Origin of the sequence: Sporobacter termitidis DSM 10068 (assembly GCF_900130065.1) — a bacterium.
Taxonomy (GTDB): domain Bacteria; phylum Bacillota; class Clostridia; order Oscillospirales; family Oscillospiraceae; genus Sporobacter; species Sporobacter termitidis.
Genome location: NZ_FQXV01000002.1, coordinates 129261 through 148600, shown reverse-complemented (window position 1 = coordinate 148600; position 19340 = coordinate 129261). Strand labels below are relative to the sequence as shown.

General features: G+C 50.9%; 20 protein-coding genes, 1 tRNA gene and 1 riboswitch. Of the genes, 11 read left to right on the top strand and 10 right to left on the bottom strand.

Translation table 11 applies throughout. From position 1 onward, the window contains the following. Nucleotides 1–283: 283 nt before the first annotated feature. Nucleotides 284–507, bottom strand: a riboswitch (cobalamin riboswitch). A 196-nt stretch (nt 508–703) separates the two neighbouring features. From BUB60_RS04290 to BUB60_RS04270, 5 genes are read left to right on the top strand one after another with little or no spacing between them, the layout of a single operon-like run. After that, the gene (locus BUB60_RS04290; RefSeq protein ID WP_073076426.1) at nt 704–1147 is read left to right on the top strand and encodes a DUF2975 domain-containing protein; all 444 of its coding nucleotides are present in this window, start codon (nt 704–706) and stop codon (nt 1145–1147) included. A gap of 10 nt (nt 1148–1157) precedes the next feature. Further along, on the top strand, nt 1158–1364 hold the full coding sequence (locus BUB60_RS04285; protein ID WP_073076425.1) for a helix-turn-helix domain-containing protein: 207 nt from the start codon (nt 1158–1160) through the stop codon (nt 1362–1364). Between the two features lie 20 nt (nt 1365–1384). After that, the gene (locus BUB60_RS04280; protein WP_073076424.1) at nt 1385–3001 is read left to right on the top strand and encodes a DUF4153 domain-containing protein; all 1617 of its coding nucleotides are present in this window, start codon (nt 1385–1387) and stop codon (nt 2999–3001) included. Nucleotides 3002–3020: 19 nt separating this feature from the next. After that, the gene (locus tag BUB60_RS04275; RefSeq protein ID WP_073076423.1) at nt 3021–3407 is read left to right on the top strand and encodes a hypothetical protein; all 387 of its coding nucleotides are present in this window, start codon (nt 3021–3023) and stop codon (nt 3405–3407) included. Between the two features lie 53 nt (nt 3408–3460). After that, nucleotides 3461–3784, top strand: a complete 324-nt coding sequence (locus BUB60_RS04270) for a hypothetical protein (RefSeq protein ID WP_143162263.1) — start codon at nt 3461–3463, stop codon at nt 3782–3784. Between the two features lie 72 nt (nt 3785–3856). On the opposite strand, the gene BUB60_RS04265 is transcribed toward BUB60_RS04270, so the two are convergent. From BUB60_RS04265 to BUB60_RS04240, 6 genes are all read right to left on the bottom strand, one after another. Continuing rightward, the gene (locus BUB60_RS04265; RefSeq protein ID WP_073076421.1) at nt 3857–4522 is read right to left on the bottom strand and encodes a DUF2461 domain-containing protein; all 666 of its coding nucleotides are present in this window, start codon (nt 4520–4522) and stop codon (nt 3857–3859) included. Between the two features lie 235 nt (nt 4523–4757). Beyond that, nucleotides 4758–5708 (bottom strand): DMT family transporter, encoded by a 951-nt coding sequence (locus BUB60_RS04260; protein ID WP_073076420.1) that lies wholly within the window; start codon nt 5706–5708, stop codon nt 4758–4760. 39 nt (nt 5709–5747) lie between these two features. Beyond that, complete coding sequence (locus tag BUB60_RS04255; protein WP_073076419.1) at nt 5748–8186, bottom strand: ATP-dependent helicase; 2439 nt, start codon at nt 8184–8186, stop codon at nt 5748–5750. Nucleotides 8187–8540: 354 nt separating this feature from the next. Next, nucleotides 8541–9452 carry a GNAT family N-acetyltransferase gene (locus BUB60_RS04250; protein ID WP_143162262.1) on the bottom strand — a complete coding sequence of 304 codons (912 nt, stop codon included), beginning with the start codon at nt 9450–9452 and terminating at the stop codon, nt 8541–8543. Then, the gene (locus tag BUB60_RS04245; protein ID WP_073076417.1) at nt 9425–10003 is read right to left on the bottom strand and encodes a uracil-DNA glycosylase; all 579 of its coding nucleotides are present in this window, start codon (nt 10001–10003) and stop codon (nt 9425–9427) included. Before BUB60_RS04245 ends, BUB60_RS04250 begins: the two co-directional genes overlap by 28 nt. Nucleotides 10004–10090: 87 nt before the next feature. Then, nucleotides 10091–10699: a hypothetical protein gene (locus BUB60_RS04240; protein WP_073076416.1), complete on the bottom strand. Its 609-nt coding sequence runs from the start codon at nt 10697–10699 to the stop codon at nt 10091–10093. Between the two features lie 221 nt (nt 10700–10920). On the opposite strand from BUB60_RS04240, the gene BUB60_RS04235 reads away from it, so the two are divergent. Further along, nucleotides 10921–11013: transfer RNA gene (locus BUB60_RS04235), tRNA-Ser, on the top strand. Between the two features lie 335 nt (nt 11014–11348). On the opposite strand, the gene BUB60_RS04230 is transcribed toward BUB60_RS04235, so the two are convergent. Then, nucleotides 11349–11696 carry a helix-turn-helix domain-containing protein gene (locus BUB60_RS04230; protein ID WP_073076415.1) on the bottom strand — a complete coding sequence of 116 codons (348 nt, stop codon included), beginning with the start codon at nt 11694–11696 and terminating at the stop codon, nt 11349–11351. Nucleotides 11697–12119: 423 nt separating this feature from the next. Here BUB60_RS04230 and BUB60_RS04225 point away from each other — a divergent pair, with 423 nt between their 5' ends. The 5 genes from BUB60_RS04225 (at nt 12120) to BUB60_RS04205 (ending at nt 17324) form a co-directional block, all read left to right on the top strand. Beyond that, complete coding sequence (locus BUB60_RS04225; protein WP_084726234.1) at nt 12120–12761, top strand: GGDEF domain-containing protein; 642 nt, start codon at nt 12120–12122, stop codon at nt 12759–12761. A 416-nt stretch (nt 12762–13177) separates the two neighbouring features. Beyond that, nucleotides 13178–14731 (top strand): spore germination protein, encoded by a 1554-nt coding sequence (locus tag BUB60_RS04220; protein ID WP_073076413.1) that lies wholly within the window; start codon nt 13178–13180, stop codon nt 14729–14731. A 5-nt stretch (nt 14732–14736) separates the two neighbouring features. Further along, nucleotides 14737–15927, top strand: coding sequence for a Ger(x)C family spore germination protein (locus BUB60_RS04215; protein WP_073076412.1), 1191 nt, complete (start codon nt 14737–14739; stop codon nt 15925–15927). A 22-nt stretch (nt 15928–15949) separates the two neighbouring features. Further along, complete coding sequence (locus BUB60_RS04210) at nt 15950–16192, top strand: hypothetical protein (RefSeq protein WP_073076411.1); 243 nt, start codon at nt 15950–15952, stop codon at nt 16190–16192. 40 nt (nt 16193–16232) lie between these two features. Continuing rightward, the gene (locus tag BUB60_RS04205; protein WP_073076410.1) at nt 16233–17324 is read left to right on the top strand and encodes a GerAB/ArcD/ProY family transporter; all 1092 of its coding nucleotides are present in this window, start codon (nt 16233–16235) and stop codon (nt 17322–17324) included. A gap of 33 nt (nt 17325–17357) precedes the next feature. Here the strand turns inward: BUB60_RS04205 and BUB60_RS04200 are convergent, their stop codons facing one another. From BUB60_RS04200 to BUB60_RS04190, 3 genes are all read right to left on the bottom strand, one after another. Continuing rightward, nucleotides 17358–17786 carry a ferritin family protein gene (locus tag BUB60_RS04200; RefSeq protein ID WP_073076409.1) on the bottom strand — a complete coding sequence of 143 codons (429 nt, stop codon included), beginning with the start codon at nt 17784–17786 and terminating at the stop codon, nt 17358–17360. Between the two features lie 168 nt (nt 17787–17954). After that, the gene (locus BUB60_RS04195) at nt 17955–18590 is read right to left on the bottom strand and encodes a DedA family protein (RefSeq protein ID WP_073076408.1); all 636 of its coding nucleotides are present in this window, start codon (nt 18588–18590) and stop codon (nt 17955–17957) included. Between the two features lie 15 nt (nt 18591–18605). Beyond that, complete coding sequence (locus tag BUB60_RS04190) at nt 18606–19241, bottom strand: phosphatase PAP2 family protein (RefSeq protein ID WP_073076407.1); 636 nt, start codon at nt 19239–19241, stop codon at nt 18606–18608. Nucleotides 19242–19340 lie beyond the last annotated feature (99 nt).

The window sequence follows — 19340 nt, the reverse complement described above, 5'->3', positions numbered from 1 at the left end:
GGCGAAATGGAAATTCCCCATAGCTTATTCTCATCGGCCCCAGGCATGACAAAACGGAGGTAAAACAGATACGGGACGCTCGTCCTGTCTGTTAAACCTCCGTTGTTCGGTCAGTTTGTGGCTTGATTTGATGCCACAATCATTCGGTTTTTATATCGGCTTCAGCTTCCGGCCGGAGCCGTATCGGGTTCTGTGGGATAAAAAACGGCTGTGGCAATCAAAATGATCGCCACAGCCGTATATCTGTGTTCTTATGTGCTCCGCTGGATGGCATAGCTGTTGTGTGCGGAGCCATTTCTGAGCAGGTCTTCTGACTTGCGTCTGTGGGAGATTTATTCTCCCGAAACGCGCTCTGCCTTCTCAGGTTTCCCCAATGACCGGCTTTGGCCGACGAGCGCGGACCGTCAAACGCTTACAGCGGCGGTACCGTCCGTGATTTTCACACGATTCCCTATCCTTCCCCAAAGGCCATACGCCCAAGGGGACACTCGAAATGATATTCTGTTTTCATGAACTCAATCTTACTCAAAATGTCCTGAAATGTCAAATCTTTTTCATTTATTCCAATCTTGTGCCATGCGTTTATTTCCTGAAAACGGATCCGTCACCATAGAGATTATTATTGTTTATCGATAAAAAACTATTGCAATTCAATAACGGGTTTGATATAATGCGGGTGAAAGTGCCAAGGGGAGGAAAAACAATGTGGAATGACAGCAAGTCCATCGTTCTGAGCAGAATCAGCGTCATCGCGTTTATGGTGCTGCTGGTCCTGGCGGTCATATTTGCGCCGTGGATCGTCAGCATGACCTTTAGTTACGCCGTCAAGCCGGGGTGGGACAAATGGTTTCTCGTGACGATCTACACCGGCTGTATCCCGGCGGCGGCGCTGCTTTTAAGTCTGTATCGCCTCCTCCGGCGCATCGAGCGGGGAGAGGTCTTTATACAGAAGAACGTCGAGAGCCTCCGGCACATCTCCTGGTTCTGCTTTGCCGGGGCGGTCATCAGCGCCGTCTCCGCGCTTTATTACATCTCCTGGATCATGGTGGCTGTCGCCGCCGCGTTTGTGGCGCTCATCGTCCGCGTCGTGAAAAATGTGTTCGCCCGGGCCGTCTCCCTGCAGGACGACGCGGATTTCACGATTTAGGAGGCGTCATATGTCCATTGTCGTAAATCTTGACGTCATGATGGCAAAGCGGAAGATGTCCTCGGGCGAGCTGGCCGAGAAAATCGGCCTGACCCAGGCGAACCTGTCGATCCTGAAAACGGGCAAGGCCCGGGCCATCCGCTTTTCGACGCTGGAGGCCATCTGCAGGGTGCTGGACTGCCAGCCCGGCGACATCCTGGAATACCGGGAGGAATAAAGAAACAAGGAGGCCCGCTCATGAGCGAACCGAACGAAAATGCGCTGAATCCTCAGCCTGAAAATCATTATCTGCAGCCGGCGCCGGCAGCGGTGCCCAAGCTCCCGCCGCTTGCCGCCGACAGAAGAGACGGCTATTTTGCGATATTTGCCTTTGTCCTGGGGTATCTCTTTTCCCGATGGGTGCTCGGAACGGTCCAGGGCTGGGGCACAGCCGTTTTCACGACGGTTTATCTGGCCTCGGTGCTGGCTTACCTGCTTGTCAAAGACGTCCGGCTGCCGAAATCGTCCTGGTTCTGGTTTGCGGTCACGCTGCTGACCGGCTGGAGCTTTGCCTTTTGGGATAATACGGGGCTCATGCCCCTGCGCAATTTGTTCCTGTCCTGCGCGGCCGTCTACTGGGTCGCGGCGGCGACAAATGTCCAGATCGGCGGGAAAACGGGCAATCTGCTCCTTTTGGACGGGATCAACAGCGTGCTGCTCATCCCCTTCAGGAATTTCGCCAATCAATACAGGGCGCTCGGCGCGCTCAGAGGAAAGCGGGAGCGGGACCTCAAAAAGGCGCTGCCCGTCCTTTTGGGCATCATTCTGGCGCTGCTTGTCCTGCTCGTCGTCACGCCGCAGCTCCTGCGCGCGGACAGCGGCGGTTTTAATAATCTTTTGAAGGACGTCACGGGGCTCTTTAAATTCGACACGTCAAAGGTACTGGAATTTCTGTTTTACTGCCTTTTGGCCGTCCCGACGGCGGCGTACCTGTTCGGCCTCGTTTCGGGCAGCGCCGCGCGGCGGGCGACGGATACGATTAAGGCGGACAAGACGGCAAAGGCCGTCGCGGCCCTGCGCATCCTCGCCCCGGTCACGATCTATACCGTACTCGGTACCGCCTGTGCCCTGTATGTCCTTTTCATCGCCTGTCAGGTGCCTTATTTCTTCTCCGCCTTTTCCGGTGTCCGGCCGGACGGCTGGCTCTCCTATTCGGATTATGCCCGCCAGGGCTTTTTCGAGCTGTGCCGCCTCTCGGCCATCAATCTTGCAATGCTGCTAGCGGCCAATATTCTCAGCAAAAAGCCGCGGGAAGAAAGCGCTGTTCTCAAGGTATTCAATATTGCCCTGTCGCTGATCACGCTTTTGTTGATTGCCACGGCCATGAGCAAAATGGCGCTGTATATCGGGGCCTTCGGCCTGACCATCCTCCGCATCCTGCCGTGTGTTTTCATGCTCCTGCTGGCCGTCGTCTGCGTTGCCGTCGTCCTGCTGCAGAGGATGCGCTTTTCCATTGCCCGCGTGTCGCTGGCCGCCGGGGCTGTCCTGTTCGCGGCGCTCTGCCTCGTCAACGTCGACGGAATTATCGTCCGGTATAATACGGAGCGTTACCTCGCCGGAACGCTGGCCACCTATGACAGCGCCATTCTCTATCGCTCCGGTCCCGCCGGTGTCCGCCCCGCGCTGGAGGTCTATGAGACGACGAAGGATGCCGCCTTGAAAAACGAGATCGAATCGTATCTTGTCTTTGAGAAAGAGAAAACCACCGCGTACAGGGGCACGTTCCGCCACACGGTCGAGAAGGAGCGCACCTGGGAAGCGCTGCAGGATATAAAGCTGCCGCACTACGGCGAGCCGCGGGAAGCGGGAATTTAAGCGGGGGAGGGAACACGGCATGAAGCGCCCGAAAAGAACCGTAAAATTCGCCGTCCTCCTCGTTCTGGCCCTCCTGATACTGGCTCCGGCGGGATGGTTTACCTACACACGTTTCTGTGTCGACCGGTATGCCATATCGATGGACTGGGAAACGATCACGTTTAAAGGCGAAACGTATATCCCCAAAAAGGAGCAGTATGAGACGGACGCCGACCTGCAGGCGGCCCTCGGCTATATGAACAGCCACGTCGGGAAGAACATCGGTATCGGCGTCTTCCCGAAACGGTCCTTCACGGACCTGATCTGGCCCGTCTGGATCAGCGAATATGACGGCGACAAGTCGCATGGGGAGATATTTGTCCGCGGGCTGATGGATGTCGGCAGCGTCTATGTCAGACAGCAGTGAGGCGCCGGATGCAATCGCCCTGCACAGCGGATGAAATAAACGGACAGCCGATATTGAAAAAATATGATTTGGTAACAAAGCGGACGATCCTTGTCGTCCTCATTGAGAGCGTGCTTGCCGTTTTTCACGCTGAATTCGGCGGGGTGCTCCTGGCGGCGCTGTGCGCCGTTTTCCCCCTTGCCGTCCTGGGAATCCCGGTGCTTATGGTTCTTTTCCCGCTGCTTTATGGGTTTACGGCCGCTTGGTCGGTGATCTTTGCGTTCATGAAGATCAGGCGGCACAAGCTGATCTCGTTTGTGCCGCTTGCAATGGTCGTTTTGACGGCGCTCTATCTGTGGCACGCGCGTCCGATTGGCTTTTTTGATGTTTTGGATTGATCGGTTCAACCGCTTAAGTTAAGCGCCGTGTTCTTAAGAAATTAAGAAACACGGCGCTTTTATTCTGTGGTATTATTCGGCCTGTTCCCCTTCCAGGGACCAGAAGAAATTGTACAGCGGGACGAGGGCTTGAAAATCCTTGCAGAGCTTTTCGGCGAATTTCGGGGAGTAAAGCGGCTCGTGGCCCTTGCCGGAGGCGATGAGCGAAATTGTTTTGCGGTTGTACCACTCGGCGAGGAGGCCTTCCTTTTCGCCTTTTTTACGGCTGTATTCGTCGCCATCGATCTGAAAACGCTTCTTGTTCTTCAGGTCAGAGGCGATGCGCTCGAGCTCGGCGGGGTTTGAGTCCACCCGGGCGCGGAATTTTTTCATCGTCTCGGCCGTGGCCGCGTAATAGCCCAGGCCGTACATGTAGCCCTCCGGCTCGATCTCAAAGAAAAATACGGGCGTCGACTGCCAGTCCTCATGGTCCTTCTCCAGTGAGAACCAAAGATGCTCCTTGTACAGATTGCCGTCCCGGACACGGCGGGCGTCCCGGTAGATGCGGGCCACGCGGTAGCCGAGGTCCAGCTTATTTTTTTCGGTGAAGCGGGTCCAGACGTCGTTGGCCAGCTCCCGCATGGGGGCTTGCAGATGGTCCAGGTAGTTTTGCTTGTTTTCCAAAAACCACGCGCGGCTGTTGTTGAAACGGATGCCCCACAGGAACTCCGTCGTTTTCTCGTTAAAACCGGTGAACATTGTCGCACAACCCTTTCTGTAAGTCCCTGAGTCACTCGCCGATAATCTTGATCAGAACGTGCTTGTCGCGCTTGCCGTCGAACTCGTAATAAAAACGCTGGAGGTGATGTGCATGGGATGAGCGCCAGCCCTTCCGTAATGCCGCTTTCGGCGACGGCCTCCTCCACAAGGGGCGTGATGTTCACAAGGCCCCGGCGGGTGGGCAGGTTGAAGTACAGCTCCGTGCGGTAGGATTTCATGGATTATTGCCTCCGGTTTGATTCAGTTCCACTGTTTCCGATTCGGTGGTTATCGTCTCTTTTGCCGAAGCGGCTGTTGCTTTTTTTCTGAAAAAGCCGAGCTTCGTCTCGCTGATGAGGACGGCGGCAAACGTCAGGAGAAAGCCGATGACCAGCCGCAGCGTCAGCGTTTCGCCGTAAAAGAGGACCGAGGTGGCCGCGCCGAAGACGGCCTCGAAGGTCATGATGACGGAGGCCTGGGCCGTGGGCGTGTGCTTTTGCCCGAAGATCTGCAGCGACAGGCACAGCGCGGTGCTCATCACCGTCAGAAACACCAGCACCCAGACCGTGCTCACCGGGATATGCGTAGGGGCGGGCTGGAAGATGAGCGCCATAATGGCCGCCAGAACGCCGGCGACGGCAAACTGCAGCATCGAGACGAGGATAGGGCTGCGCTCCTCCACGACGGCGCCGCAGATGACCATATGCACGGCGTAAAGAAAACCGCAGATAAGCGTCAGGCCGTCGCCGAGGCCGATGGCGAAGTGGTTGTCCAGGGAAATGAAGCCGATGCCGGCAAGACAAACCACGCCGGCGATGACGTTATATTTATCCGGCCTTTTTTTGATGATGAACCAGTACAGAAACGGCACCATGACGCAGTATACCGAGGTGAGGAAGGCGTTTTTCCCCGGCGTCGTCAGCGGCAGCCCGAAGGTTTGGAAGCAGTACGCCGCCAAGAGGATGACGCCCATGACGACGCCGCCCCGGATATAGCCCCTGTCGATTTTTTTCAGTTCCCGCGCGCCGACGGCCAGCAGGATGACGGCGGCGCCCAGAAACCGGATCGCCAGTATATACAGTGCCGGGACGCTGTTCAGCGTCAGATCCATCAGGACAAAGGACACGCCCCATATGAGAGTGGCCAGAAACAGCGATACCCGCCCAAGATTTTTTTTATCAGTCACAATAAAACCCCGTTGCTTTACTCTGAGAAGAGAACAGATTTAAATTTTTTGCATATAGGCCGAGGCGGATTTCGCCATCAGCCGTTTTGTGCCGACGCTGTCGAAGGCGACCTCAATCAGCGCGTCGCCGCCCGCCGGCTGCACGTCCGTAATAAGTCCGCGCCCAAAGGCCTTGTGATTTACCACGTCGCCTTTATTGTAGGCCGGAACGGGCGCCGCCGCGGCGCCGGGCGGGGTAATTGGCTTGAGATCCCGCTTTTTATAGTCCTGGCGTTCGGCACGGTAGACGCGGGAGAACGACCGGCTTGCGGTCTCGTGCTTTTCGGAGGCTTCGCCGTCGTCGAAGATATAGCCGACCGGCGCGCTGACCGCCTCGGGCTTTTCGATGTTCTCGCTGGAAACCTCGTCCACAAAGCGCGACGTTCGGCCCGCCGTGGTGCGGCCGAAGATCATGCGCTGCCGGGCGGCGGTAAAATAGAGCTTCTTTCGCGCCCGGGTCATCGCCACGTAACAGAGCCGGCGCTCCTCCTCCATCTCTTCCGCCTCGCCGATGGAGCGCACGCCGGGAAAAATGCCCTCCTCGGCGCCCACGATGAACACCGTGTCGAACTCCAGCCCCTTGGCGCTGTGCATTGTCATCATGACGACACTGTCGGCGTTTTTGTCGTACTGGTCGATGTCGGTATATAAAGCGATCTCGTTTAAGAAGTCAAAGAGCGTGCCCTCGGGCATTTCACGCAGGAAATTCACGATGTTGCTTTTAAGCTCCTGGACGTTCTCGATGCGCGTCAGGTTTTCGTCTGTGGCCTTGGCTTCCAGGACCTTGACGTATCCGGTGCGCTCGATGAGCGTGTCGTAAAAGCCGTCGAGCGGGGCCTCTGCCGCCGCGCTTTGCAGGTCCGTGATCAGATTCACGAACTGGTGCAGCTTCGGCGCGGCTTTGCGGAGGTCCTCGTAGGCCTCTGATTCCTTCAGGACCTCGAAGACCGGTTGGCCCGTCCGGGCGGCCAGCGCTTCCACGGCGTCCAGCGTCACCTGGCCGATGCCGCGGGGCGGGTTGTTGATGATGCGCATCAGCCGCAGATCGTCCGATGGGTTTACGACGACGCAGAGGTAGGCCAGCATGTCCTTGATCTCGGCCCGGTCGAAGAAGCGCGTGCCGCCGATGATGCGGTACGGCACGCCGCTGCGTTTGAACGCATACTCCAGGGCGTTGGATTGGGCGTTTAAGCGGTACAGGACGGCGTGGTCGCTCCACTTGTCCCCGGCGGCGAGATCGGCGATGATCCGGGATGTGACGAAGGAGGCCTCCTCACGTTCGTCGTGAGCCACGTGGAGCGTCAGCTTTTCGCCGTTTTCCTTTTCGGTCCACAGCTTTTTCCCCTTGCGGCCCTGGTTGTTTTTGATGACGTCGTTGGCGGCGCTCAGTATGTAGCCTGTGGAGCGGTAGTTCTGCTCGAGGCGGATGACGCGGGCGTTTTTATAGTTGCTCTCAAAGCTGAGGATATTTTCGATCGTGGCGCCCCGGAATTTATAGATGCTCTGGTCGTCGTCCCCGACGACGCAGATGTTCTCGTGGCCGCCGGCGAGAAGGCTCGCCAGCAGGTATTGCAGATTGTTCGTGTCCTGGTACTCGTCGATCAGGACGTAGCGGAATCTCCGCTGGTAATATTCCAGAACGTCCTCGTGCTCCTGCAGGAGCCGCACGGTGAATAAAATGAGGTCGTCAAAGTCCAGGGCGTTGGAGGCCTTCATGCGATTGGAGTATTCCAGATACGCCCGCCCGATGTGCCGCCGCCGGATGTCGCCGCTTTTGTCGGCGGACTCGTAAAATGACTCGGCGGAGATCATCTCGTCCTTGGCGCGGCTGATGTAGCCCAAAAGCGTGCGCGGGGGATACGTTTTGTCGTCCATGTCCAGCTCTTTCAGGATGCGCTTCATCAGAGACTGGCTGTCCGACGAGTCGTAGATGGTAAACGACCGGTCAAAGCCCAGACGGTCGATGTCGCGCCGCAGGATGCGCACGCAGGCGGAGTGGAACGTCATGGCCCAGACGTCGTTTGCCCCCTCGCCCAGCACCCGCTCCAGGCGCGCCTTCAGCTCATCGGCGGCCTTGTTGGTAAAGGTGATGGCGATCATGCGCCAGGGCTCCACGGGCTCAACGGCGCAGAGGGACAAGGCGCGCCCGCTGCCCTCCGGCGTCGGATTTTTCGCGTAGTGCTCCAAAAACTGAAGGTCCTGCTCGGTCACAAAGTCCGGCACCTCGGTCGTGTCGGCGCCGCGCCCGTATTTCAAGAGGTTTGCGATCCTGTTGATCAGCACGGTCGTCTTGCCGCTGCCGGCCCCGGCCAGCAGCAGGAGCGGGCCCTCCGTCGTCATGACGGCCTTAAGCTGCATGTCGTTTAAATGCTTAAAATCCAGGGCGATCACGTCATGCCGCGCCTTTATAAATCTTTCTGTAAATGTCAGTCCGGTCATGTGCGATACTCCCAAATCCAAATGTTAATAACCAGACGCTATTATATACTAAAAAGGACAGGCGCGCAAACGGCCAGGTTAATATGATACTGATTTATTTCAGTAAACTATGCGTGGGGAGGAGAAGGATGTTATTAAAAAGAAGCGGCCAACGGGAGCTTTTGCAGCTCCCGTTGGCCTAAAAGGTTATGAGGATAATAAAATGAAAAAAGATAAAAAGATGGAATTGGCAACCCTACACCAGTTATATTACCAGGGAGTTGTTAACAAATATACATTAAATTGTTGCGAAATTATTAAACATTGAAAATTTTTAAATGTTTTTTTATGCAATTCGGAAAATTATTTGTAATATCAGTCGAAAGCCGGGCCATACCATTTCATATTATGCGCCGCGCCGTTTTCCAAATCGGCGTTCGCCAGCAGCATTCCAAAGCGTTTTTTCCCCGTCGGCGGCGTTACAGCGCAGGGCGACGTTGTCCGGACGGCGTATTCCGCCGCCGGAAAGTGTGCCGCCAGGGCGGATACGGCGTCTTTTGGGCGGCGGTCACTGTCGAGCAGCAGCTCTTTGACATGGACGGCGGGCCCGTCCGGCTCGACGATCGCGCAGCCGGCGTCGCGGCCGCCGTCGGACAGGGCGTACAGTCCGCCGCCGGAAGCCGCGCAGAGATACTGCTGGTAGGCAAGGCCGCGCTCGTCCATGTCGATGTACACGGTACCGTCCAGAAAGTGCCGCCGCAGCGCGCGGTAGGCTTCGGGCGTGGCCGGCGCGGCGGTCAATGTGGGCGCCGGCAGCGCAGAAGGGCGGTACCGGTATTCATAAACGTCAAAAAACTCCCGGAAATCGGAGCGCTGCCCGTAAAAGTCGAAAAGCCCGTCGTCAGCTGGCTTTAAAACGACGGCGGGAAAGCCGCGCTTGACCGCCAGGTTTCCCGCCGCCCCCGTCACCGCTTCGCCGTAGCCGCGGCCACGGCATGCCGGCTGTGTGGCCACCGCGTAAATCATCGCGCAATCCACCGGCGTGCGGCCCGGGCGGACAAGCCGCCCCACGGGCAGGATATACGCCGCGGAGACGGGCGTTTTGTCTTCGTCGATAACGGCCGTCAGTTCCGGGGAAAAATACGTCTCAAAGAAGTGGTCAATGTCCGCCGGGTCGTCGCCGAAGACGGCGCGCCACAGTGCTTTGAGCGCGGACTCGTCCTGAGCGTAGGCCGTCCGAACGATATTATCGCGGCCGCTCATGGCGCGGCGTAGGTATTCGGGCACGTCTCCCGGATGACGCGTTCCAGTTCCTTGAGGTCCACAAACGTTTCCGGCCGCCGCCCCGGGTCACGAAGGAGCGCGGCGGGATGATAAAGCGCCATGAATTTGACGCCGTCCTTGTCGTACCATTTGCCGTGGTCCCGCGTGATTTTAAAATCCTCGCCGATGAGCCGGTAGGCGGCGATGCGCCCGAGGCAGACGATGATTTTTGGTTTGATGAGCCGGAACTGGGCCCGCAGATGGTCGATGCAGGCGTCCTGCTCCGTGTTCAGGGGGTCCCTGTTTTTTGGTGGGCGGCATTTGACGATATTGGCGATGTAGATGTTCGTCTTCCGGTCAAGCTCGATGATCTTCAGCATGTCGTCCAGGAGCTTGCCGGCCCGCCCGACAAAGGGTTCCCCCTGCAAGTCCTCCTGCTCGCCCGGTCCCTCGCCGACGAAGAGAACCTCCGCGTCTTTATTCCCCACGCCGAACACCACGTTCGTCCGCGTCTCATACAGCGCGCACCTTGTGCACGCCAGACAGGCATTTTCGAGTTCTTCCCAGGTCAGCATGGCGGAGCCTCCGGATTCCTTTATTGTTGCATAGAGTATACTGCATCGGCATGAAAAAGTCCACGAAAACGCAATGAAACGGCCGCGTTATGGAGACTGGGAATCCAGCCGGTCCGAGGAGAACTCGCAGGATATAATGTAAGCGTAGCTGTATGCCTTTAATCTGTCGGGATTGCTGAGCGTGTCGGCATAAACGAACATGCTCTCCGGTTTGCAAAACAGCCGGGCGAACAGGGCATAAGTGTCTGTGGCTTTAATGCCGGCTTGCGGGCCGTTTGACGGCACGTCAATTTGTGACAGCGCGCCGACGTCCAGCGCGTTCTGCAGATTGAAGTACGCGCCGCCGCTGCCTGTCACAATGCTGAGATGAAAAGCGGTGTTGCTGCTCTGATCAGGCAGTACAGCCATTTTTCCTTCGGCAGCGTTTAAGCCGACGGCACCGGAGAGCTTTCTGTCAAGCAGGGTGCCATCCTGATAGACGTCGAGGTATATTTTCAGGCTTTTGACATCCTCGTTGACGGCATAATGATAGATGCTCGCATTGCCGCCGTTATTCAAAAGGTTGACAAGCTCCTGTTCCGCTGCCGTCAACGGCAGCTTTTCTATGTAGGCTTCTTTCGAATTCTGCGTCGTTTCGGCCGAGCACGCCGCCAGTAGTAACACGGATAAAGCCAGTACCAGGATAGTCTTTTTCATGGTATCATCCTTTCGGGAAAGATCGCTTCACAGAGGCTTTGCACCAATATGTGGTAATTATATAACGGCTGCGTCAAAGCGGCAAGCCACGGGCGTTTTCGCTTTTGTCGGCGCGGTCAGAATATTTGCCCTGCCGGGAAATATAACATCTTGACTTTGCCCAGCATATCTACTATAATAACAAAGCCTGCCCAAGGCGGGGAAAAATTGAATAGAATTATGGAGAAGTCGCCTAGCTTGGTCGAGGGCGCACGATTGGAAATCGTGTAGGCCGCAAAACGGTCTCGAGGGTTCGAATCCCTCCTTCTCCGCCAGACTGAAAAACCCGCAGAACCTTGATTTTACAGGGATCTGCGGGTTTTTATTCGTTACTAAAGGAGTGCTTGACCCCAATTTTGACCCCTTAGAGATTTGGCGCACTACACCCGGGTAAAATTGTCCTCCCTACTTACTCCGCCCTCAATGTTCCGACCCTAAAATACAGTTGTATTCTACTCAGTTACAGGCATGTTTGACAAACTAGGGCAGGCACCGTAAAGTGTCTGCCCGTTTTTCATTCAGCCGCACAGATTGATTTTATTCTTAGCACCGCTGTTTGCCGTTGTAAAGGAATGCCGACCTTTTGCTTAAATAAAAAAAGTCCAACAGATTATCTGTCAGACTTTTTTATGTTAACTATAGAATCCAAGATGTTCATTACTTCTTTCTGATCTTGCTTGCTCAACCGAATCACTTTATTCACTATTAATGGAACGATTAAATCTTCGTATTCCTTTGTTGAAGGCTGGATATATTTAAAAAATTCCTCAAAGGAAACCTCCAGCGCATTAAGTATCTTTTCAAGACTCAATAATGAAGGATTTTTTTGGCCCCTCTCCAGCTTACCAATGCTGGTAGGGCTTAGCCCTGCCATTAAAGCCAACTGCTCTTGGCTCAATGATTTTTCAAGTCTATGGTATTTAATTCTTTCACCAACAATTTTTACAATATTACTCATCTATTGACACCACTCCTTGTACATAGACAAGGTAAAAGTATATTTTAGTAATAAATTATGCAAGTTACTTTTATTCTGATTTATATATTTTAAAGAACTAAAGTGTTGACACCGATCCATTAATTTTCTATAATGGGCCATGTCATTAATTTACTTTTTGAGGTGATATTTGGTGATGATGTTCACAACAGGTAATCCGGTTGTTGATCTACTTCTTTTAGGCGGGTTAATATTTGCCCTTGTCTTGGCATTGATTGTTGACAGTATATACAGAAAGAAAAAGGGGCTTGGTCCCCGCTCAAAAGATGATTGGCCTTTCTGAAAAGCGCTGATATTTTGCTTAATAGGTTTCCCATTGTTTACGCTGTACGACAAAGCGATCAAGGGCATAATAAATAGTAAGCTAAATGACAGGTGACGGATTTGAAGGAAAAACTTTTTAAATATGCGCCTATTATCTTATTGGCGGTCAGTTCAATAATATGGCTTATTGCATTTCTGCTGCACAATATTATCAATTTTGTTACTTGCATCGTAAGTCAGGGGGTCCTGCTGGTTTGTTGCGGTATAATAATGAAGCAGTTGCACCAGCAAGCTATCAAGGACAGCCTGACGGGACTGTACAATCGTCGGTTCTTCCTCTCAAAATTACGCGAGATTCCAAAAGCAGACTTCCCTTTAGCTCTGCTGATGATCGATATAGACAATTTTAAAAAAGTGAACGACACTTACGGGCACCTAGCGGGCGACGAAGCTCTAAAGCAGGTCACTGAAATTCTGACCGGCAACATCAGAAAATCGGATTGGGGAGCAAGATTAGGCGGCGAGGAATTTGCAATCGTACTCTCTCGGTCCGATTCTGAAAATGCTTACAGACTTGCAGAGCGGTTGAGGGATATCGTTGAAAATTTTGATTTCAGCTTTGAGCAAAATACTATTAAAATGACAATCAGCATCGGGGTCGCAACGACATATAAATGCGTAAGCATCAACGATTTACTAAGACTAGCGGATATGGCGCTATACGAGGCAAAGGAAATCAGGAATACAGTCATCATGCTGTAATAAAACACAACGCGCCGGGCCTATTGGCCCGGCGCGTTGTGTCGACGTTGCTTTCCAATCTTCCTTCCGTGACCGCTCTGACCATTGCTCCATCACCAGGCGATCTTTCACTGCCTTTTCCTCCTAAGGTAATTAATTCATGTAGACCTGCTTACAGCTATTTTAACAAATAAAAAATTAATTTGATAGATAAATACGCAGGAAATGTTGTGAAGTCCATTTCCTGCGTATATTTTTTTAACCTTACGATGCAGGGTGTTAAGAATATTAATGGATCCATTTCGATTTAGTCAGATCCAACGTATAACACCATTATTTAACAGCGGCAGTAAGCAAAATTAGGTACAAATATGTTAGGGAGAACCAGGCAATAATACAATTCTAAGGAACAAAAACATAATTAAGGAGCGATCTGTATGGGTACACAAGCGGCCGATCATATTAGTTCAGAAAACCAAAAGCTCCTCAGCCGGGATTTAAAAGCCAATATTGTCACCCTACAAACCGACTTCGGACATAGCCCCGATTTGATCATCAATCTTGCGCAACTAAGGAAAAATACGGCATTGTATGCATCCGTCTATCTGACGGAAATGATCGACCACACCGTGATTAACTCAATTTCAAATGAACTGTCTCAAATTGACGCAGAACGCATAAAGAGCAAATCGGAATCTGTTTTTGATTTCTTGCTCAATACTGTAACAAAACTCAGAGCGACAAGATCAGGAAACGACTATACGAAAATGTACGAAGAAATCCTATCCGGCAACACTGTTTTTTTAGTTGACGGTTATGATATCTATATTTCCGTCAGCACGGCATCTGACGAAGGTCGTGCCATATCGGAGCCGACAACACAGACTGTCATTAAAGGACCGAAGGATGCTTTTACGGAAAACATCGATAAAAATGTTTTTATGATCAGAAGCAGGGTGAGAAACGAAGCGCTTCGCATTGAAGACATCACGCTGGGCACCGTCACGCATACAAAAGTCAAGCTGCTTTATTTTAATGGAATTGCCAAAAAGGATATTGTGGACGACCTCCGCAGCAGGGTATCCAAAATAAATTATGACGGGGTATTAGGCAGCAATTATATAGAAGAAATCATAAAAACGGATCCATATTCGATTTTTCCGACTATATTGAATTCGGAAAGGCCCGATACGGTCGCGGCTGGGCTGCTGGAAGGCCGGGTCGCGATTCTATGCGACGGTACACCCTATGTTCTGTTGGAGCCGGCGCTTTTTTCCGATTTTCTTCAATCGGGCGACGATTACTATGAAAACTTCTATGTACAATCACTGATACGCATTATCAGATATATTGCGCTGATATTTACGCTGTTAGTTCCGGCAGTATTTATCGCTTTGGTCACTTTTCATCAGGAGATCATACCGACGCCGCTTCTCATCAGTATTGCTGCGCAACGTGAAGGCGTACCGTTTCCCGCCGTGCTGGAAGTATTACTGATGGATCTGACCTTTGAGATTTTGAGGGAAGCCGGCGTTAGGATGCCGCGTGCCATCGGCTCCGCCATTTCGATTGTCGGGGCACTTGTTTTAGGACAGGCGGCCGTCGAGGCGGGCCTCGTATCGGCGGCCACAGTCATTGTCGTAGCGCTCACGGCTATATCGAGCTTTGCAATTACGAATTATGCAATGTCCAATGCCGTTCGATTGTTAAGGTTTGCCTTTATTTGCATCGCAGGGATACTCGGACTGTATGGCATATCCATGGGCCTTATCATTCTTCTCCTGCATTTGTGCAAGCTTAAATCCGCTTCAGTTCCCTACCTTACGCCGGCGGCGCCTTATATTAAGGGAGCTAATAAAGATACACTGGTCAGATTTCCTCTTTTTAAACTGAAATTCCGTCCCGCAGGTATCAGCGGCACCGGTAAGGCGCGAACTAACGGCCGAAATACTATGGACCCGAATATAACGAAAAAACCGGAAATAAGGTAGTCCCTATGAAATCAAGAAGAGTGCTGGCTGGTATTGTTTTGCTGGCAAATCTGTTCCTCTCAGGCTGTTGGAGCAGTCGTGAGGTCAACACGCTCGGCATCAGTGTTTGTCTGGGAATCGATAAATCCGATAAGGGCTACGTTATTTCCGAGCAGGTGATTAATCCGAAAACAATCGCCTCAAAAAAGATGACATCTGAGTCCCCGGTCGTCGTGTATACTCAAGAAGGCGAAGACATCAATGAGACCATCACGAGAATGACGACAATAACTTCCCGAAAAATATATCATTCGCATCTTCGGATGGTCATTCTCGGCGAGGAGATTGCCAGAGAGGGTATTTCAAATATCGTTGATTATTTGCTCCGGAATCCTGAATTCAGAACGGACTTTTATTTTGCTATAGCAAGAGGCTCCTCAGCCCGAGAAATTCTCAGTGTCCTGACGCCGATCGAATTGATACCCGGCGTCGATATGTTCACTAAACTGAAAATGGCCACTGAAGAATGGGCTCCTGTAAGAGGCCTCAGGATTATTGAGCTGGCCAACGACCTGACAGCAGACGGCATTAATGCGACAATCACCGCTGTTGAAAAAGTTGACGACGGCGACACAACCAATTCAACAGATACGCTTAAAAAAAGCGGAGAGTTTGAAAAACTTAAATTTACCGATATCGGGGTGTTTAAACAGGACAAGCTTGTCGGATGGCTGGACGAGCTTGAGTCAAAGGGATACAACTATATTACGGACAAAGTCCTGCATACAGTAGGCTTTGAGACTTATGGAGATAACGGCATGGTCTCTTATGACATACCAAAAACAGCTTCGAAGATCAAGGCAGTCGTACGAAATAACCAGCCTGCCATCACCGTCGAGGTGAAACTCACCTACGACATTGTCGACGTGAAGGGTGACCTTAATGTTTCAAAAGTTGAAAATATTGAATTGATCAATAAACTGGTTGAAAAAAAACTCAGAATTATTTGTGAATCGGCCATCCACAAAGCACAAAAAGAGCTGGGTTCGGATATTTTTGGTTTTGGAGAGCGTGTGCACGACGCCGATAAAGCTTACTGGAAGACCGTCAAGGACAAATGGAATGAGGTCTTCGTGGATATCCCCGTCACTTTAGAATTGTCGGCAAAAATGAATTCGACAGGCGACATCACAAAATCAATAACGCAGAAAAACTAGCGGGAAGCAGGAGGCGGCTATTATGGCAATCGTCTCATTCGCTGCAATAATAGTATTTGACATCGTCTTATGCATCGTGGAAATACCCAAAATGATCAGCCAGAAGCTCATAAAAGAATTTGTTACATTTTCCGTGCTGCTGCTGGTGGGAACAACTATTGCAGTGCTGAAATGTCTCAATATCAATGTCCCAAATCCGTCAGAATGGCAGGAATGGTTTTTTTCGCCGGTGGCTGACCTGATGAAATCTCTTTTGAAGCCATGAGTAAGGCCGCCATAACATTAAATCCTGAGAGGTAGAATCGATGGACGATAAAATTATTACGAATCATCAGCTATTTACTTTCACAGGCTTATCGCTGCTCGGTGGTTCTCTGCTTGTGATATCAGCTTCGGTCGCAGGGGTCGCGAAGCAGGATGCCTGGATCTCTCCGCTCATCGTTCTGGTGCTCGGCATTTTGATGATGTGCCTGTATGGATATCTTGGAACACGATATGAAGGATTGACGCTTGTCGGAATCTGTCAGCGGATTTTCGGAAAATGGCTCGGCAAAATCGTCGGCGCGTGCTATTTCATCTTTATATTTACAACGACATACGGCATCCCGTGGTGGATCGGCAATTTCGGAACACATGTTATGTCGGAGACACCGGTGCCTATAATAATTCTGCCTTATGCCGCGGCGCTGGTCATCGCCGTTTATTACGGTATCGAAGCGATCGTCCGAATGTCGGAACTGGCGTATATTTTTGTGACGGTTCTTTTTGTCCTGTCCATTGTACTCGTGCTGCCGAACGCCAGAATCGAGTATATGAAGCCTATTCTTGAAAACGGTATTGCTCCAGTGCTTAAAGGCGTCTGTTTGCTTCTTCCTTTTATTGTTTTTCCCGGTATTGTTCTTCTCATGTTTTTCCCGCGGCACGCTTCGGATGTAAGCGGCGGGAAAAAAGCGATCATCAAAGGATTTGTCTGGTGCGGTTCGGTTGTTTTCATCACCGTTCTTGTTTCGGGACTGGTACTTGGTAACGATGTCGTTGCAAAATCATCTTTTCCAACGCTGCAATTGGCAACGGAAATTAACGTCGGTACGCTGCTGACAAGATTTGAATATGCAATTTCAAGCATTTGGACAGTGACGGAGTTTATGGTCGGTATCTTCTTTTTCTATTCAAGCGTCACATCCCTGGCGGAATTGATCGGCTTAAAAGATCACAAGAAAATTGCCATGCCGCTGGGATTCATTGTCCTCCTTTTGGCATGGATTGTCTATCCAAATACAAACGAGCAGCTCAATTGGGTTAATGTCGGTTATACACCCGAAGTCACGCTGTTTGGATTTATCTTACCGGTAATCATGGTTATTGTGTATCAAATTAAAAAGGTGTTTAATCGATAGAGACAGTATCCAATTGTTTTCGTCGAAAGTATATCAAATGGTGTCGATCGAGGTTTTTATAAGCGACACGGCCTGGGGATTCTTATTGCTCATCAGTAGCTCCCCCTCCATGCCGGTGAGCAATATAGGCCTCAATTCGTATGCATAGACCGGGTAGCTGCCATTCCAATACTGGTTTGTCTCGTATGTCAGGAATTTTGGCGGTAGCCCCAGGTCTCTAATAAGATTTCCGAGCAGATTCAGGTGAAGCAATTCGACAGAGATGATGCATTGATAGGCCTCGGTAATCTGCGGTTGTACAAAAGTGAAGAAATTGTGTGCTGTGTACTGGGTAATCGCTGTTGTTTCAGAGCCGGGGCCAGCAAATACGCCCGAAATAAGCGTTGCGTAATATGTATTATATTCGGTTATCTCGACAGGCGGATATGGCAAATCGACAAGAAAGTCATGGCAGTTAATCATAAGACACCCCCTGATACCGCGTATGACTCAGTATTGGCTTCTATAACCCACGTCATCAACCGGTTGGCGCCTTACGGCACCGTAATTCTGTTTATATAAAGCTTACATAAAAGGAAGATGCAGATCATATGATCTGCATCTTCCTTTTACAAGCTCAATCTGTAGTGTTTAGTCGCCGTCATTATTCTGAATCTCGCTGCGGGCTTTTCTTTTCTTTATAAACCAAAGGATAAAACCAATGCCGATAACAGCCATAGCACCAAGTGCAACGTACGAATAAACATCCATGTATTTATTAATGCGTTCCCAGCCGGCTCCGGCAAAGGCACCAAGGCATACTAAAACTACATTCCAAATAGCGGTACCGAGAGTTGTGAAAAGGAGGAATTTTCCCCCGCGCAAACGCGCCATACCCGCTGGTATGGAAATTAGGCTTCGGACAATAGGAATGAACCGGCAGAAAAAGATGGATGACGTACCGCGCCGGATGAACCAATCCTCTGCCCGCTTTACATCTTCTTTTTTTAACCTGAGAACATGTCCCCATTTACCGATTATCCATTCTAATCTCTCCACCGTCAGCAGCCGGCCAACGCCATAGAGAATAATTGCGCCTGCAACCGAACCAATGGTAGCAGACAATGCCACTATCCAGATATTCATATTGGTATACGTGGTCATAAAGCCGCCGAAAGTCAAGATAAGCTCAGAAGGAATGGGCGGAAATATGTTTTCAATTGCTATTAATAAAGCAATTCCAAGATACCCAAACTGATTCATGATGTCGATAATCCAATCCTGCATCTTCTAACTCCTTTTTTAATCTGATAAGTCGGCTTTTCTGTTCTTTTTTAAAAATTTGTCATCCCAAAGATAATAGATACATATTGAGATAGCAAATCCGAATAACCATCCGCCTAAAACGTCTCCTGCATAATGTACTCCCAAATAAACCCTGCTGCATCCAATGAGAATTGTAAGAACAGCGCAAATCGCGGAAAGGGAGACCTTCAGGGGAGTGTTTTTAACGTATTTCCAAATCATCAAAATCAGCATAGTATAAAGACTGGCATTGATCATCGCATGACCACTGGGAAAGCTGTAGCCTGTTTCATTTATAAGCCGCAAGATATCCGGCCGGGCTCTTGCAAAGACCTGCTTGAGCAAAATATTGAGGGCAGTAGATGAAATAACTGCAATCGACATTGGCAAAGCAATTGTTTTTTTCAATTTTGGTATAATAAACAGTATCAAACAAAAAGAAATAATAACGATCGAATCACCTAAATATGTGATAACTTTCATGGCCATAGTTAAAGAAGGCGTCATATCTTCAACTGCTTCTCCATAGGCCCAGCCCTCAAATGGCGAAGAAATATTTGCCCGAACACATACGGCCAGCATCGCAAAAAGAATAATAGGCATTATAACAAACCATTTTCTGCGTTTATTCATCCTGTTCCTTCTCTCCGCTCGGCTTAACGCTGCAGTACCAAGTCTTATAATAGCCGCCCAACTTAAACTCCAGTCAAATTGGAGTTAAACTATTCTTAA

Excerpts from the sequence above, each read along its gene's own strand:
- BUB60_RS04285 (WP_073076425.1), top strand. The coding sequence starts at position 1,158 with ATGTCCATTGTCGTAAATCTTGACGTCATGATGGCAAAGCGGAAGATG.
- BUB60_RS04210 (WP_073076411.1), top strand. The coding sequence starts at position 15,950 with ATGGCAATCGTCTCATTCGCTGCAATAATAGTATTTGACATCGTCTTA.
- BUB60_RS04190 (WP_073076407.1), bottom strand. The coding sequence starts at position 19,241 with ATGAATAAACGCAGAAAATGGTTTGTTATAATGCCTATTATTCTTTTT.
- BUB60_RS04205 (WP_073076410.1), top strand. The coding sequence starts at position 16,233 with ATGGACGATAAAATTATTACGAATCATCAGCTATTTACTTTCACAGGC.
- BUB60_RS04280 (WP_073076424.1), top strand. The coding sequence starts at position 1,385 with ATGAGCGAACCGAACGAAAATGCGCTGAATCCTCAGCCTGAAAATCAT.
- BUB60_RS04215 (WP_073076412.1), top strand. The coding sequence starts at position 14,737 with ATGAAATCAAGAAGAGTGCTGGCTGGTATTGTTTTGCTGGCAAATCTG.
- BUB60_RS04265 (WP_073076421.1), bottom strand. The coding sequence starts at position 4,522 with ATGTTCACCGGTTTTAACGAGAAAACGACGGAGTTCCTGTGGGGCATC.
- BUB60_RS04290 (WP_073076426.1), top strand. The coding sequence starts at position 704 with ATGTGGAATGACAGCAAGTCCATCGTTCTGAGCAGAATCAGCGTCATC.
- BUB60_RS04220 (WP_073076413.1), top strand. The coding sequence starts at position 13,178 with ATGGGTACACAAGCGGCCGATCATATTAGTTCAGAAAACCAAAAGCTC.
- BUB60_RS04230 (WP_073076415.1), bottom strand. The coding sequence starts at position 11,696 with ATGAGTAATATTGTAAAAATTGTTGGTGAAAGAATTAAATACCATAGA.
- BUB60_RS04255 (WP_073076419.1), bottom strand. The coding sequence starts at position 8,186 with ATGACCGGACTGACATTTACAGAAAGATTTATAAAGGCGCGGCATGAC.
- BUB60_RS04240 (WP_073076416.1), bottom strand. The coding sequence starts at position 10,699 with ATGAAAAAGACTATCCTGGTACTGGCTTTATCCGTGTTACTACTGGCG.
- BUB60_RS04195 (WP_073076408.1), bottom strand. The coding sequence starts at position 18,590 with ATGCAGGATTGGATTATCGACATCATGAATCAGTTTGGGTATCTTGGA.
- BUB60_RS04200 (WP_073076409.1), bottom strand. The coding sequence starts at position 17,786 with ATGATTAACTGCCATGACTTTCTTGTCGATTTGCCATATCCGCCTGTC.
- BUB60_RS04245 (WP_073076417.1), bottom strand. The coding sequence starts at position 10,003 with ATGCTGACCTGGGAAGAACTCGAAAATGCCTGTCTGGCGTGCACAAGG.
- BUB60_RS04275 (WP_073076423.1), top strand. The coding sequence starts at position 3,021 with ATGAAGCGCCCGAAAAGAACCGTAAAATTCGCCGTCCTCCTCGTTCTG.